Source organism: Cupriavidus necator, assembly GCF_040578825.1.
GTDB lineage: Bacteria > Pseudomonadota > Gammaproteobacteria > Burkholderiales > Burkholderiaceae > Cupriavidus > Cupriavidus necator_E.
Map to the genome: position 1 here is coordinate 111,961 of NZ_JBEFLI010000005.1, position 12,503 is coordinate 124,463.

Sequence of the window (12,503 nt, forward strand, 5' to 3'; positions counted from 1 at the left end):
ATGGACGCAAACCGGGATCCCGGGCCACCCATGCCGTCTGGCGTCGATGCCACCACAGATGCCGAACTGGTCGCCAGCGCTCGCGCCGGCACCGCGTCTGCCTTCGAAGCCATCATGCGGCGTAACAACCGCCTGTTGTTCCGGACGGCGCGTGGCGTGGTCCCGGATGATGCCGAAGCCCAGGACGTAGTGCAGGAAACCTACCTGCGTGCCTTTACCAGCCTGGATTCGTTTCGCAGCGAGGCCGCGTTGAGCACCTGGCTGGCGCGCATTGCCATCAATGTCGCCCTGACGGCGCAGCGCAAGAGACGCCGGCTCGTCCAGATGGAAGACCGGATTGCTGAAGAAGATCTTCCTGGAGAACCTTTACAGGAGAACGTGATGTCCTTGCGCAGCGCTGACGACGAATCACCTGAAGCCATGGTCGAACGCGGTCAGGTGCGCGATCTCCTGCAGGCTGCGGTCGAAAACCTGCCGCCTATCTACCGCAGCGTGTTCATCCTGCGGGCCGTCGAAGACATGAGCGTAGAGGAAACGGCTTATTGCCTTGGCGTAAACGGTGACGTGGTCAAGACGCGCTTCCTGCGGGCCCGCATGATGCTGCGCGAATCCTTGGCCGAAGAGGTAAAGCCCTATCTGCAGGGCACGTTCAGTTTTGCCGGTGCACGCTGCGACGCGGTGGTCAATCACGTGTTCGCCGCACTTAGCATGCGCGGACTGGTCCGCTCGCAATGACGAGGGGTCTTTACCTATGTGTGCACCCTGCATCCAATGATGAAGGCTACGCTGCGGGTTGAGTAGGACCTGGTGAATTGGCAGGCCGGCCAGGTGGTGGCATCGAGCGCTTCCACCGGCAGGATGTATGCCTCCCGCCTGGCGCCGAGCTTGTCGATCACACTCGGCCGATCATCGGGTATAGCCGTTCGTTGATGGCCCCGAGATTTCCACGCGCTGGCGATCTGAAAGGCCCGCGGCGCACGCCGGTCCGGCCTTCGACATATCGTCACGCTGTGCTGCCTCCCGCTTTCGGCCCGGTCACCGTGTCAGTGCCGCTCGCCAGCGTACCGGCCTTGTCCGCAGACACCGCGCCGCTGCCCGCTGCGGACCCCTCCGTCGTTACGCTGGAGGTGCTTAACCCGCTGATGCCCCCGCCCCCGGTGCTGCCGGGCCTGGCGGCGCCCGGCGATGGCGTCGTGCTGATTTCCGCGCCGACGCGCAGGCGGTTTTCGACCTCCTTCACACCGAAGGTATCTTCCACGATTTCCTCGATGCGGTATTTCAGTGCGCGCTCGGCGACCGACCCTGTCAGGGTCACGACGCCGGCCGCGACACTGACTTCCACATCGTGCACGGGGTAGCGGCATTCGATGAGCCGCTCGCAGACCTCCTCGCGGACCCGTTCGTCTGAGCGCTGATAGCCCTTCGGCCCTGTGCGCGTGCCGCCCGAGGGGCCGACGCCGGGACTTTCACGGTCGTAGACGCCGAAATTGCTTTCGCCGAAGGCCCCTTCATAAACATCCTTGTCAGAGAAGCCGCCCCTGGGGTCTGGCTCGTTGCGTCGGTTTATGCCTTGGTTCATGTTCTCTCTCCATTCGGGTCTAAACTGACCGAAGCGAGGGCGGACTCTCCGGACAGCTATCGATCCGGCGCAGAAGGGTTCGAAACCTCGGCGAACGTATCGCCGGTCTTCTCGATTTCGCCGGACTTCGTTGCGATGTCGCCGAGCGAAACCATGCCAACCAACTTATTGTCGCGATCAACCACCGGCATCCTGCGGATCTGCCGCTCGGCCATGGCAGCACGCGCGTCATCGACGGTATCGTCCTCGCGGCACCATTCTGTTCCCGTGGACATGGCTTCGGACACCTTCGCGTCGGCATTGCGACCGGCTGCCGTGCAGCGGACGGTGATGTCGCGATCCGTGATCATTCCCTCCAGGCGTCCGTTCATGCAAACGGGCAACGCGCCAATGTTGAGATCATCCATCAGCTTGGCCGCCTGCTGGATGGAATCGTCGCGGCCGACATAGACAGGATCCCTGGTCATGACGTCCCGCAAGCGCAGCGAGGCGTTCGTCGTTTGGGAGATATTCCGGGTCTGCATGGTACGCCTCCAACAGTATTTCCTTGCGGGCACGAGCTCGCATCCTCGCGTGCCAACGTGAACGCCTACGCGCGGGCCTCGACGTACTTTTTGAATCGCTCCAGGTCACCCTCGACTCTGCGTTTCAGGACGCCCGCAGCATCGCCCACGGCCTCCACCACGCCTTCGGTTTCGTAATTCATCCGTACCGACACCCGAGTCGTTCCCTCGTCGAGGGGGGAAAAGTTGACCTCGCCTGAATTCTCGGCGCCCGCGACACTTCGCCACGCGATGCGCTGCCCGGGAATATTCTGCGTTATCTCGGCATCCCACTCTTTCTCCTTCCCGGCGATCTCGGCACGCCAGTGCAAACGGCGTTCGTCAAGCTGTTTCACCTCTTCCACGCCCTCCATGAACTGCGGAAATTCCTCAAACCGGGACCATTGCTGATACGCGAGCTGCACCGGCACCCTTACATCGACCGATTCTTCGATGGTTGACATATCACCTCCATTTTTCAAAGGCGGGTGAACCGGCGCAAGTCTCATTCCATGTTGCTGGGTGCCACTCGCGCTATTGCTGCGGGAAGCGTTGTAGAAGGCAGTGCAGAAATTACGCGCAGGACTGAAAGAACGGGAAGGCGAGGGCCGGTCACCGTCGAGAATTCTCATCCGGGCGGCGCTTCGACATCGTGGGCCGTGTGCCGACACCGTCGCTACGCAGCTTCTTTCCCTCAGCGCAACGTCCTGAACGCGGATCGCAGTTCGGCGCTGAATAGCTCCGGTTGTTCCCAAGCGGCGAAGTGACCGCCTTTGGCAACGCGGTTGTAATAGATCAGGTTCTGATAGGCGCGTGCCAACCACGGCTTCGGTGGCCGGTACACCTCGCCAGGGAAAATGGTCACTGCCGCGGTAACGGTGATGGGGCGTTCTTTGGCGGGGCGACACTGGTTTCCCAGTAGATCCGTCCGCTCGACGTGCCCGTATCTGTGAGCCAGTAGAGCGAGGTTTGCGGCCGCGTTTGCATGAGGGCCGCGTAACCGAATCCCTTGTTGACATCGCTACTGAGGCCGCACGCAATGCGTGATCAACGGAATGAGGCGCGAATCTCTTCAATGGTTTGCTGCGGGTTCTGCAGGTGCGGGTAATGACCGATTCCAGGAAGAAGGGTGAGCTCTGCATGAGCCTTCCCGGCGAACTCGATGCCCATTTCCTTTTTGATATAGATATCTTTCTCACCCCAGACCACCTTGACAGGCGTTTTGAGGCGGCCCAGGTTCGACTCGAAATACTCCTGATCCCGCGTGAAGTGCGAGTAGTAGTGATAGAAGGCGTCCGCTGACGTCATCTCGCCGTGGCTCCATCCGCGCGCCATGTCGTCCTCGAGTTCGCGGGATATGTCGAACTGCGCTTCCCTGGGCAAGCCGCGCCTGTAGGCATTCTTGAGAACATCCTCGCGATTCTTGTTCAGCTGAGCACGAGCCAGCTCCGCCGACGGTTGCGACTTCAGGCTCTGCAGGCTCTCATACATGTATTGAGGTCGGTTGAGCGGAGCGAAGTCGCCCACGATCATCGTCCTGGCAATGCCCGGTTCGTCCAGAGCCAGCAAAAGCGCTGGCAACGCTCCGATATCCGTTGCGTAGATCGTGAGCTTCGACGTGTCGATGCCGGCCTTGCGGATATACGCCTTCAGGACACGGGCGTAGTCTCTGGGCGCATAGGAAAACTTGTCGGCCGTCGGTCGGGATGAGAGACCGTAGCCGGGCCAGTCGATGGCGTGTACTTCGTAGTCATCGCCCAGAGCCAGGGCAATGTCCTTCCAGGCGTACAGGGTCTCCGGGAATCCGTGCAGAAGAAGAACTGTCCCTTTCGGGGCAGGGTTGTGCACGACCATCCTTCTGAGCGAGATACCCTCGTCGATATCGACGAATCCGGTCTCGGCTTTCTGTACCTGCTTGTGGGCGTGATGGGCACATCCCGACGCCATCCATGCGCCGAGAACGATAAGGGAGATAAGCAGCCGCTGTAGCAATGGCCTGGACATGTCAGTGGTTCCTTGAGGCGGGCCTGCGGATCAGTGAATCAGGCGATCGACCTGCGCTTGCAGACGCGGACCGACCAGCAGAATGGCGGGAATGGCGATCACGTATCCGACACCCCAGGAACGCAGCCACATCAGGGCAAATCCTTCCGAGAATCCGAGATTCAGAGCAAGGAGCGCGAAAGAAATGATCCCCGTCGTCACGACTCCCATTGACAGGGCGAAGGCGACTTTCCGTTTCAGTTGCAAGCTCATGGCTACTTCCTTTGAAAATAAAATACCAATTGGTATATTCTTGGTCAAAAAAAATCACGCCAGATCGATGATGGTCTTTTTTACCGCCGACATCACGGCCTTCCTGTAGCCGGCGTTGCCCGTTAGGCGAGAGATCATGATGGCGCCCTCAATCAATGCAATCAGCGTGACGGCAGTCTGCCCGGCATCGACGTCTTTTCGGAATTCCTGCGAAGCAATCCCTGCCTGGATGACCGTGACCAGATTCGTGTTCCACCCCTGAAAAGCCTCCCTGGCTTTCTCGCGTAGCGCCGGGTGAGTGTCGTCGGCTTCAATGGCGGTATTGAGCAGGGGACATCCGCCTTCCGGAAAATCCACAGGGAGGTTTTCGTACACGCCTGTCAAGGCGAGCAGCTTCTCCGTGCTGGTTTCTCTACTGGCCATTACGGCCCGAACCGCGCCCTGCGCCAGCTTCCAGTTGTGATCGAAAGCGGCCAGGGCCACTTCCTCCTTGTTGGCGAAGTTGCCGTAGACGCTGCCCTTCGTCAGCCCGGTGGCCTCCGTCAGATCGGCCAGGGACGTGCCGGCATAGCCCTTGGTGTTGAAGATCGGGGCTGTCTTCTCGACGATGAACTGGCGGGTTCGCTGAGCTTTATTCATAGGAACTCAGAATATACCAATCGGTATTTTTGTCAAGGTCATCCTTCCTGGGTGGCCCTTGCTTCCCTTTGTGGCATTGGCATCGCTTGCCAGCGCGCCGGGTCTCTGTGGGATGCTACGCGGAGCCAATTCCTTCACTTCACAGGGGCTGTACGATGCGCAATCGTTTCCTTGTCAGGTTGTTCTGGTTCGCCCTGGTGGCCGGTGTGCTGTACTTGCTTATATGGGGCGTCCCGGATTATTCGAGCTGGTTCGGCAGGTCCTCACCGGAATTGACACCCCGCGTGGTCACCGCCCGCGGTGAGCTTGCCGGCGAGGAGCAAACCACCATCGAGATCTTCGAGAAGTCGCGTGGTTCGGTGGTATTCATCACCACGAAGGCAGAGGTGATGGACTTCTGGACGCGCGACATCTTCGCGATTCCGCGCGGCAGTGGCTCAGGCTTTATCTGGGACGACGCGGGCCACGTCATCACGAATTTCCATGTCATCGAAGGCGCCAGCGAAGCGACCGTGAAGCTGGCAGACGGGCGCACCTTCAGGGCGGTACTGATTGGCGCTTCTCCGGGCCACGACATCGCGGTCCTGCGCATCGGCGTGAACATGAAGCGGCCACGGCCCGTGCCCCTTGGCACCAGTGCAGACCTCAAGGTAGGGCAGAAGGTGTTCGCCATCGGGAATCCTTTCGGCCTGGACTGGACGTTGACCTCCGGCATTGTTTCCGCGCTGGACCGCTCGCTGCCATCCGAGAGCGGGCCGTCCATCGAGCACCTGATCCAGACCGACGCCGCCATCAACCCCGGCAATTCCGGCGGCCCGCTGCTGGATTCCGCCGGCCGGCTGATCGGCATCAACACCGCCATCTACAGCCCGAGCGGCGCCTCGGCTGGCATCGGCTTCGCTGTGCCGGTCGACACGGTCATCACTGTCGTCCCGCAACTCATCAAGAGCGGCAAATTTGTCCGGCCGACCCTGGGCATCGGGGTGGATGAGCGGGCTAACCAGACGCTGGTGCAGCTGACCGGCCGGCCCGGCGTCTTCGTGCTGCAGGTGCCGCCCGGCTCTGCCGCCGCTGCTGCCGGCCTGGTCGGCGCGAGGATTGCGCCCGATGGCGCCTTTGTGCCGGGTGACGTCATCACTGCGGTGGAAGACAAGCCGGTCGGATCGGTCGGGCAGCTGATGGCACGGCTGTCGGACTATAGGGTCGGTCAGGCCATACGCTTGTCGGTGGAACGAAACGGCACGCAGCGCGATGTCACGGTCACCTTGCAACCGGGGGTCTAGCACTCACCCTCGTTCCATCGGGTGCAGTCGCTCTGCGTCAAGACAGTAATCGAAGACGACGATGCAGGAACGAAAGACGCATGGCCAACTTGTTTCAGAGGTATTGGGGGAAAAGGCTGGTCACGCGCGCGCGGCGTATTTCTTGCTGTTGCGGCCATCGCAAATCAAGGCGACGGCGGAGGAAGCTGCATTGATGATCCCAGCGGCCGCGAAGTTTCGCGATCTTTACTCCGGGCTGGACGTGCCGGTGACCCTGATAGCGGGGGCAGGGGACAAGATTATCGACGTCGAATCGCATTCGGCCCGGCTGCATCGCGCTGCCCGAGAGCAAGTTGATGGTCACGCCAGGAGCGGGTCATATGGTCCACTACGCGGTGCCCGATGACATCGCGCAAGCTGTCGAACAGATGTCGGGTGCGTTGGATATTCGATCAACCGTACCGTCGGCAGGATCCTCGCCATACGCAGACGATGCCGGAGGTCGACTGAAGGAAGATGCCTCCACAGCAGAGTGATGTCCCTGCCCATCCGGGAATCGCACGGAGACGTCAACTCCTATGGACTCATCTGGACACTACGGAGGTTTAGGCCATTCACGACTTAACACATTGGGGTGCCCTTATGGGCCCTGGCACATGGATATCGACGACAAGCGGGCAACCCAACAACCACGCCGCTCGTGACAGCGGCGGATTTCGTTGGTGCCTGGATGAACTGAACGTGGTGCTGTCGTTTTCAGGCTTGTATGTACGGAAGGACGGTCGTGTCGCTTTTTTAGCCAATGGATTAACGCGTGACGGCTCGTAACCGCGCGGGCGCGGTGGCGCTCATGGCGCCGCCAGGCGTCTCGCATTTGCTGTCGCACGGTTGTGAATCGGCGCCAGGATTTCTTGCATCAGGGATGTCGCGGAACTGACCAATTGCAGGGGATGCGCGGGGAAGTCAGTGGCAAACCTCAAGAGTTCGGTCTGGCATTCGAACCATTGCGTGGCCGAACGACTCGACACCAGCGTCGTCACTGCAGCGGATGTCGCCCAGAGATGAGCGTTGGTGTCCTTTGCGAGCACCATGGTCAGATTCATCAATCCAGAGTGCATCGCAAGGATCGATTCCGATGCAGCCTCGCCCTTTTCAACGCTCATGAGGCTGAATTCGCGCCGGTCCTGCTCATCAGGCGACGGACCCGCTATTGCCATGCGTGTTGTGCGTACGCTGACGACTTGCATCGTCGCTTCCAGCAATTCGCACATTTCACTGAAGAGGCGCGACCAGTTAGTAGAAACGTCAATGACAGGCTGGGACAGGGTGGGGGAAGGCACGTAATATTTTCCTTGGATGTCCGCTTATACGGGCATCTGACAAACGGACAGGGTGAGAATCGCAATCAGAGCCGGCGACAAATACGGTGAGCGCACTCGCATTCATGGTGCTTTGTGTCTCGGCAATCGGTTCAAGCATAGTCGCCTGCATGCTGCACTGCAACATATTCCTTGTCCGTTGCGACAGCGCCCTGCTGCGTGGGCGACAGGCGAGAATCCGGGGCGGACTCCTTCCGCCAGGACAGCTCCGCCCCTACGAATGCAGTTCCACCACGTCCCGATCGTCAACCAGATGACCAGCGCCCACTTGCTGCCCGCTGAACTTGCCACTCCCCCAGATGCGCGCGAACTTGAACGTACGCGCGAGATCAGGGTGCACCCGCTGGGCGACATCCATGACGATGTCGCCGCGCCGCATCGTAAAAGGCCGACTCTGGTCGACGGGTTTCCCGGGTGCCTTGGTGTAGACACGCACGATGCCCAGAGCGCTGAACAGGAACGGCCCGATCTCGGCCAGTCCGCTCCCACGGGTTGCCGAGGTTGCGAGTGCCGGAAAGCGGACACCGAGCAGGTCTTCCAGCACGGCTGCGTCTTCCGGGCTGGCGAGATCGGTCTTGTTGGCCAGCAGCAGCGTAGGGAGGTGGACACTGAACGGGTCAGCCGCCTCCGGCTCCGCCGGCGCCACGGGGCTGTCGGCGTGACCCGGCCAGCGCTCCGACAGGTGGATTTTTGCCTCGCCGAGCCGCTGCAGAATCAGCGACAGCCGTTCTGTACAGTCAGGCGCGCTCAGGTCAACCACGAGCAGCACGCCGTCTGCCATGCGCAAGATGTCGGTGAGCCCGGGTTGCATGAATTCGGCGGATACAGAAGGCAGGTCCACCAGCTGAAAATTGATGTCCTCGAACGGCAACATGCCGGGCACCGGCAACCGGGTGGGGTGAGGGTAGGGGCCGGCCTCGCTGCCCGACCCTGTCAGCCGCTCGTGCAGGGTGGATTTGCCCGCGCCGGGCGGGCCGATCAGGCAGAGCTGGGCAGCGCCCTCCGGATGCACCGCATGTGAGGGCCCTCGGTGAGCCGCTTTCCCGTGGCCCGCGGATTCGTGGCTGAGTTCCCTAATGCGCGACTTGATATCGGCTTGCAGGCGCTCCGTCCCCTTGTGTTTCGGGATGACGCGGAGCATCTCCTTCAGGCATTCGAGCTGCTCGCGCGGCTGGCGTGCCAGCCGGTAGGCTTGTTCGGCATGCTTGTACTCGGGAGTGAGGTTTGCTGGCATGGGGCCGTCAGCGCTGCAACTACGTTCCGATGTGGACAGGGATCCGCCGCCGCCCGAAGTGATGCTCGAACTGCCCGAAACGACCGGCAACCGGCGCAAAGCAGTCGGGGCAGGTTCCCGTGGGCGTGAGGCGATAGCTGTCGATGGCATGCCAGTCGCGCACGATCAGCGGCGCATGGCAGGCGGGGCAGTAGGTGGTTGCGCCTTCCGTGTCGTGGACATTGCCGGTGTACACATACCGCAGTCCCTCCGCGAGCGCGATCTTGCGGGCACGCGCGAGCGTGGCGAACGGCGTCGGCGGTACGTCGCGCATCTTGTAGTCGGGATGAAATCCCGTGAAGTGCAGCGGGATGTCGGTGCCCAGTTCTTTCGCGATCCACTGGGCCTCCGCGCGGATCTCCTCATCGCTGTCGTTCTTTCCCGGGATCAGCAGCGTGGTGATCTCGAACCAGACCTTCGTTTCGTGCTTCAGGTACAGCAGCGTATCGAGCACCGGCTGCAAATGCGCGCCGGTGCAGGCAACATAGAACGCGTCGGTAAAGCCTTTCAGGTCGACGTTTGCGGCGTCCATCCTGGTGTAGAAATCGCGTCGTGCCTGCTCGCCCATATACCCGGCGGTCACCGCCACCGCCAGCACGCCCAGGTCATGGCAGGCATCGGCAACGTCCATCGCATATTCGGCGAAAATCACCGGGTCGTTATAGGTAAAAGCCACGCTCTTGCAGTCATGGGCCGCCGCCGCTTCGGCGATGGCGTCGGGCATGGCCGTGGCGGCCAGGGTCTCCATCTCGCGTGATTTGCTGATGTCCCAGTTCTGGCAGAACTTGCAGGCCAGGTTGCAGCCGGCGGTGCCGAACGACAGCACGGCGCTGCCGGGGTAGAAGTGGTTGAGCGGCTTCTTTTCGATGGGGTCGATGCAGAAGCCCGAGGAGCGGCCATAGGCGGTCAGCAGCATCCCATCGCCAAGCCGCTGGCGCACGAAGCAGGCGCCGCGCTGCTCGTCATGCAGGCGGCAGTGGCGCGGGCACAGGTCGCACTGCATGCGGCCGTCGTCCAGCAAATGCCAGTAGCGGCCGGGATACGTTCCCGGAGAGGGCTTGTCGAATGCCGTCATGGCATATCCCTCCTGAAACGCGTTTTGAGACAGGTTACGCGCGGCAGCCTGGCCATTGGGCCAAAAACGCCAGAGTCTCGGCGTCCGGAACGCCAAAGGGTAATTTCATTCTAGTCCGCAGGCGGCGTTGCTACTGCCCAGCGGGTCCGGCGGTAGTGGCGCCGTAGCCGGTTTCCAGCTCCACGTTTCGCTCGGCACGCAAGGCAGCCCGCCGGCCCCGTGCCGTGTTGACCCCGAACAGCAGGGCCAGCCCGACGACGAAGTAGCTGCCGGTGACCAACAGCGCCTGCCGGTGATCGCCGCCCGTCAGCCAGCTCGCCATGCCATAGGTCAGCGGCCCGGCGATCGAGGCCAGCTTGACCGCCAGGCCCCACAGGCCGAAGAACTCCGCCGCGCGCGAGGGCGGGGCCAGCAGCCCCACCATGGCCCGCCCGGCGGACTGGGAAGCGCCCAGGCACAGGCCGGCCACATTGGCGGCAAGCCAGAACAGCGGCGCTTCGCGCGCGGCGCGCGCCAGCAGGATGGTCAGGATCCAGCCCAGCAGCGTCAGCGCAATGGCGCGCACGTGGCCGATGCGGTCCTGCACCGGGCCAAACAGAAAGGCGCCGGCAGCCGCCGTCAGGTTGACCACCAGCACCAGCATCAGGGTCTGCTGCATGGTGAAGCCCATGGCCTGGTTGGCGTAGATGGCGGTCAGCGTGATCACCGCCTGGATCCCGGCCTGGTAGAACAGCGTGCACAGCAGGAAGCGGCGCAAGTCCTTGAACTGGCGCAGGTGGCCGAGGCGTTGCCATACCTTGGCCCAGGCCATGCCAACCGCCTGTTCGCCAGCGGCTGCAGCGATCTGTGGCGCCGCGCGGTCGCGCAGCAGCAGGAAGGTCGGCAGGCTCGCCAGCGCAAAAATGGCCGCGGTGATCAGCATGGTGACCGGCACGAACTGGCTGGCCCCGTGGCCGCGTGCGGTGGCCCAGTTGACGTAGAGCAGGCAGGCGCCCAGCGTGGCCAGGCCCCCGATATAGCCAAGGCTCCAGCCCCAGCCCGATACCCTGCCTAGCGCGCGGGCGGTGGAGAGCGATGGCAGGAACGCGGCGATCAGGTTTTCCCCGCTGCCGAAGAAGAAGTTGGACAGGACCACGCACAGGATGGCCAGGCCAAGGGTGCCGGGCTGCGCGAAGTAGAGCAGGGCGGTGAACACTACACAACCGGCCGTCGTCACCGCGAGCAGTGGCTTCTTGGCAGCGCGCAGATCGGCATAGGCGCCAACGAGCGGGGCGCTCAGCACCACCAGCGCATAGGAAAGGGAAAGTGCCGCGGTCCAGGCCAGCGTGGCCCACTGGGCATTGCCGGCCACCACGGCGACGAAGTAGGCATTGAACAGCGCGGTGATCACCACCGTGGTGTAGCCTGAATTGGCAAAGTCGTACATGGCCCAGGCCCATACTTCGCGCGGCCGTACGTCGGCGCCCAGGGCGGAGGGCGCGCGCGCCTGGTCACGCGTCTGAGGTATGGTCATGTCGTTCCTCCACGATCCGGCGCCGCTTCAGCCGGGCAAGCTGGAATGCCGCACGTTAAGCCTCGCCTGGCAGCCCCGCTACAATACTCCCCTCGACCCCCACTTGAAGTTGGAATGATGAAGACGAGAATCTCGATCATGGCATTCGTGCTTGCCGCGCTCAGTTCGTCGGCGCACGCGAGCCTGGCTTCGGATGCCCGGGCGTTCAAGCAAGGTGTCAAGACCGCAGGAAAACAGACCGGGCACGCCGTGCGCGATGCCGCGCGCGCAATAGGCCATGGTGCGAAAGGGGCCGGTCACGCCGTTGCCGACACGACAAAGCGAGGCTATCACGCGACGAAGAAGGCGGTGAAAGGGAGCGAGTAGCGGTCGCACCGCTCAGTGCTGGGTTGTGAAATGGCGAGTGAGGCCAAGTGTAAGCGAGGTTTCGGGTCAAGCACGCGATGGCCCACACGCCTGAATGACGGCGCCATCGCGCGTTGCCTCGCTCAGTCGTCGTGACGATGTTTCTTGCGGCCCTTGTGCTTGCCGCGATTGCCCTTCTTGTGGTCATCGGCATAGTTGTTGCGCGACACATTGCCACCCAGCGCTGAACCCGCTGCACCACCCGCCGCGGCGCCGACGATGCCGCCGGTCCTGCCGCCCATGGCATTGCCGGCCGCAGCGCCAGCGCCGCCACCCAGCGCGCCGCCGACGATGGCGCCAGTTCGTTCCTTTTTGTTGGCGGTCACCGCGCCGCCCGCGCCACCGCCTACCGCACCGCCGATCACGGCACCCGTGCTGCCGCCCAGTGCGCCGCCGACGGCCGCGCCCGCGGCCCCGCCCAGGCCGCCGCCGGCGGCGTTTTTCAGGTCATCGGCCAGTGCCGGCGTGGTTGCTGCGGCCAGCAGCACGGTCAGGCACAGCGTACGAAGTGGTTGGCGAATCATGTTCTTGCTCCTATAGGGAATGGTCGGCAATGCAACGATGCAGGAGTCTACATGGA

Annotated in this window: 15 protein-coding genes; 4 read left to right on the plus strand and 11 right to left on the minus strand. The window is 62.5% G+C overall.

Annotation, left to right across the window (positions count from 1 at the left end):
• Positions 1–735: an RNA polymerase sigma factor gene (locus AB1I47_RS04760; RefSeq protein WP_354682618.1), complete on the plus strand. Its 735-nt coding sequence runs from the start codon at positions 1–3 to the stop codon at positions 733–735.
• Between the two features lie 268 nt (positions 736–1,003).
• Here the strand turns inward: AB1I47_RS04760 and AB1I47_RS04765 are convergent, their stop codons facing one another.
• The 6 genes from AB1I47_RS04765 to AB1I47_RS04790 all read right to left on the minus strand — a co-directional run bounded on the left by AB1I47_RS04765 (position 1,004) and on the right by AB1I47_RS04790 (position 5,016).
• Positions 1,004–1,579, minus strand: coding sequence for a BON domain-containing protein (locus tag AB1I47_RS04765; protein WP_354682619.1), 576 nt, complete (start codon positions 1,577–1,579; stop codon positions 1,004–1,006).
• Between the two features lie 56 nt (positions 1,580–1,635).
• Positions 1,636–2,103, minus strand: a complete 468-nt coding sequence (locus AB1I47_RS04770) for a CBS domain-containing protein (RefSeq protein ID WP_354682620.1) — start codon at positions 2,101–2,103, stop codon at positions 1,636–1,638.
• 65 nt (positions 2,104–2,168) lie between these two features.
• A complete protein-coding gene (locus AB1I47_RS04775) occupies positions 2,169–2,585 on the minus strand; it encodes an SRPBCC family protein (RefSeq protein ID WP_354682621.1) in 417 nt (138 codons plus the stop codon).
• A gap of 583 nt (positions 2,586–3,168) precedes the next feature.
• A complete protein-coding gene (locus tag AB1I47_RS04780; RefSeq protein WP_354682622.1) occupies positions 3,169–4,125 on the minus strand; it encodes an alpha/beta fold hydrolase in 957 nt (318 codons plus the stop codon).
• A gap of 30 nt (positions 4,126–4,155) precedes the next feature.
• On the minus strand, positions 4,156–4,377 hold the full coding sequence (locus AB1I47_RS04785; protein WP_354682623.1) for a DUF2798 domain-containing protein: 222 nt from the start codon (positions 4,375–4,377) through the stop codon (positions 4,156–4,158).
• A 54-nt stretch (positions 4,378–4,431) separates the two neighbouring features.
• Positions 4,432–5,016, minus strand: a complete 585-nt coding sequence (locus AB1I47_RS04790) for a TetR/AcrR family transcriptional regulator (protein WP_354682624.1) — start codon at positions 5,014–5,016, stop codon at positions 4,432–4,434.
• 155 nt (positions 5,017–5,171) lie between these two features.
• Between AB1I47_RS04790 and AB1I47_RS04795 the strand changes: the two genes are divergently transcribed.
• Positions 5,172–6,299, plus strand: a complete 1,128-nt coding sequence (locus AB1I47_RS04795; RefSeq protein WP_354682625.1) for a S1C family serine protease — start codon at positions 5,172–5,174, stop codon at positions 6,297–6,299.
• Positions 6,300–6,360: 61 nt separating this feature from the next.
• The gene (locus tag AB1I47_RS04800) at positions 6,361–6,684 is read left to right on the plus strand and encodes a hypothetical protein (protein WP_354682626.1); all 324 of its coding nucleotides are present in this window, start codon (positions 6,361–6,363) and stop codon (positions 6,682–6,684) included.
• Between the two features lie 442 nt (positions 6,685–7,126).
• Here AB1I47_RS04800 and AB1I47_RS04805 read toward each other — a convergent pair whose 3' ends face one another.
• The 4 genes from AB1I47_RS04805 to AB1I47_RS04820 all read right to left on the minus strand — a co-directional run bounded on the left by AB1I47_RS04805 (position 7,127) and on the right by AB1I47_RS04820 (position 11,518).
• Positions 7,127–7,618 (minus strand): polyhydroxyalkanoate granule-associated phasin, encoded by a 492-nt coding sequence (locus AB1I47_RS04805; RefSeq protein ID WP_354682627.1) that lies wholly within the window; start codon positions 7,616–7,618, stop codon positions 7,127–7,129.
• Positions 7,619–7,871: 253 nt separating this feature from the next.
• Positions 7,872–8,891, minus strand: coding sequence for a TGS domain-containing protein (locus tag AB1I47_RS04810; RefSeq protein ID WP_354682628.1), 1,020 nt, complete (start codon positions 8,889–8,891; stop codon positions 7,872–7,874).
• A 19-nt stretch (positions 8,892–8,910) separates the two neighbouring features.
• Positions 8,911–10,005, minus strand: a complete 1,095-nt coding sequence (amrS, locus tag AB1I47_RS04815; RefSeq protein WP_354682629.1) for an AmmeMemoRadiSam system radical SAM enzyme — start codon at positions 10,003–10,005, stop codon at positions 8,911–8,913.
• A gap of 130 nt (positions 10,006–10,135) precedes the next feature.
• The gene (locus tag AB1I47_RS04820) at positions 10,136–11,518 is read right to left on the minus strand and encodes an MFS transporter (RefSeq protein WP_354682630.1); all 1,383 of its coding nucleotides are present in this window, start codon (positions 11,516–11,518) and stop codon (positions 10,136–10,138) included.
• A gap of 117 nt (positions 11,519–11,635) precedes the next feature.
• Between AB1I47_RS04820 and AB1I47_RS04825 the strand changes: the two genes are divergently transcribed.
• A complete protein-coding gene (locus tag AB1I47_RS04825) occupies positions 11,636–11,884 on the plus strand; it encodes a hypothetical protein (protein WP_354682667.1) in 249 nt (82 codons plus the stop codon).
• Positions 11,885–12,006: 122 nt separating this feature from the next.
• Here the strand turns inward: AB1I47_RS04825 and AB1I47_RS04830 are convergent, their stop codons facing one another.
• A complete protein-coding gene (locus tag AB1I47_RS04830; RefSeq protein WP_354682631.1) occupies positions 12,007–12,447 on the minus strand; it encodes a hypothetical protein in 441 nt (146 codons plus the stop codon).
• Between the last annotated feature and the right edge of the window lie 56 nt (positions 12,448–12,503).

Excerpts from the sequence above, each read along its gene's own strand:
- AB1I47_RS04810 (WP_354682628.1), bottom strand. The coding sequence starts at position 8,891 with ATGCCAGCAAACCTCACTCCCGAGTACAAGCATGCCGAACAAGCCTAC.
- AB1I47_RS04760 (WP_354682618.1), top strand. The coding sequence starts at position 1 with ATGGACGCAAACCGGGATCCCGGGCCACCCATGCCGTCTGGCGTCGAT.
- amrS (WP_354682629.1), bottom strand. The coding sequence starts at position 10,005 with ATGACGGCATTCGACAAGCCCTCTCCGGGAACGTATCCCGGCCGCTAC.
- AB1I47_RS04780 (WP_354682622.1), bottom strand. The coding sequence starts at position 4,125 with ATGTCCAGGCCATTGCTACAGCGGCTGCTTATCTCCCTTATCGTTCTC.
- AB1I47_RS04830 (WP_354682631.1), bottom strand. The coding sequence starts at position 12,447 with ATGATTCGCCAACCACTTCGTACGCTGTGCCTGACCGTGCTGCTGGCC.
- AB1I47_RS04765 (WP_354682619.1), bottom strand. The coding sequence starts at position 1,579 with ATGAACCAAGGCATAAACCGACGCAACGAGCCAGACCCCAGGGGCGGC.
- AB1I47_RS04825 (WP_354682667.1), top strand. The coding sequence starts at position 11,636 with ATGAAGACGAGAATCTCGATCATGGCATTCGTGCTTGCCGCGCTCAGT.
- AB1I47_RS04785 (WP_354682623.1), bottom strand. The coding sequence starts at position 4,377 with ATGAGCTTGCAACTGAAACGGAAAGTCGCCTTCGCCCTGTCAATGGGA.
- AB1I47_RS04770 (WP_354682620.1), bottom strand. The coding sequence starts at position 2,103 with ATGCAGACCCGGAATATCTCCCAAACGACGAACGCCTCGCTGCGCTTG.
- AB1I47_RS04800 (WP_354682626.1), top strand. The coding sequence starts at position 6,361 with ATGCAGGAACGAAAGACGCATGGCCAACTTGTTTCAGAGGTATTGGGG.
- AB1I47_RS04820 (WP_354682630.1), bottom strand. The coding sequence starts at position 11,518 with ATGACCATACCTCAGACGCGTGACCAGGCGCGCGCGCCCTCCGCCCTG.
- AB1I47_RS04775 (WP_354682621.1), bottom strand. The coding sequence starts at position 2,585 with ATGTCAACCATCGAAGAATCGGTCGATGTAAGGGTGCCGGTGCAGCTC.
- AB1I47_RS04795 (WP_354682625.1), top strand. The coding sequence starts at position 5,172 with ATGCGCAATCGTTTCCTTGTCAGGTTGTTCTGGTTCGCCCTGGTGGCC.
- AB1I47_RS04790 (WP_354682624.1), bottom strand. The coding sequence starts at position 5,016 with ATGAATAAAGCTCAGCGAACCCGCCAGTTCATCGTCGAGAAGACAGCC.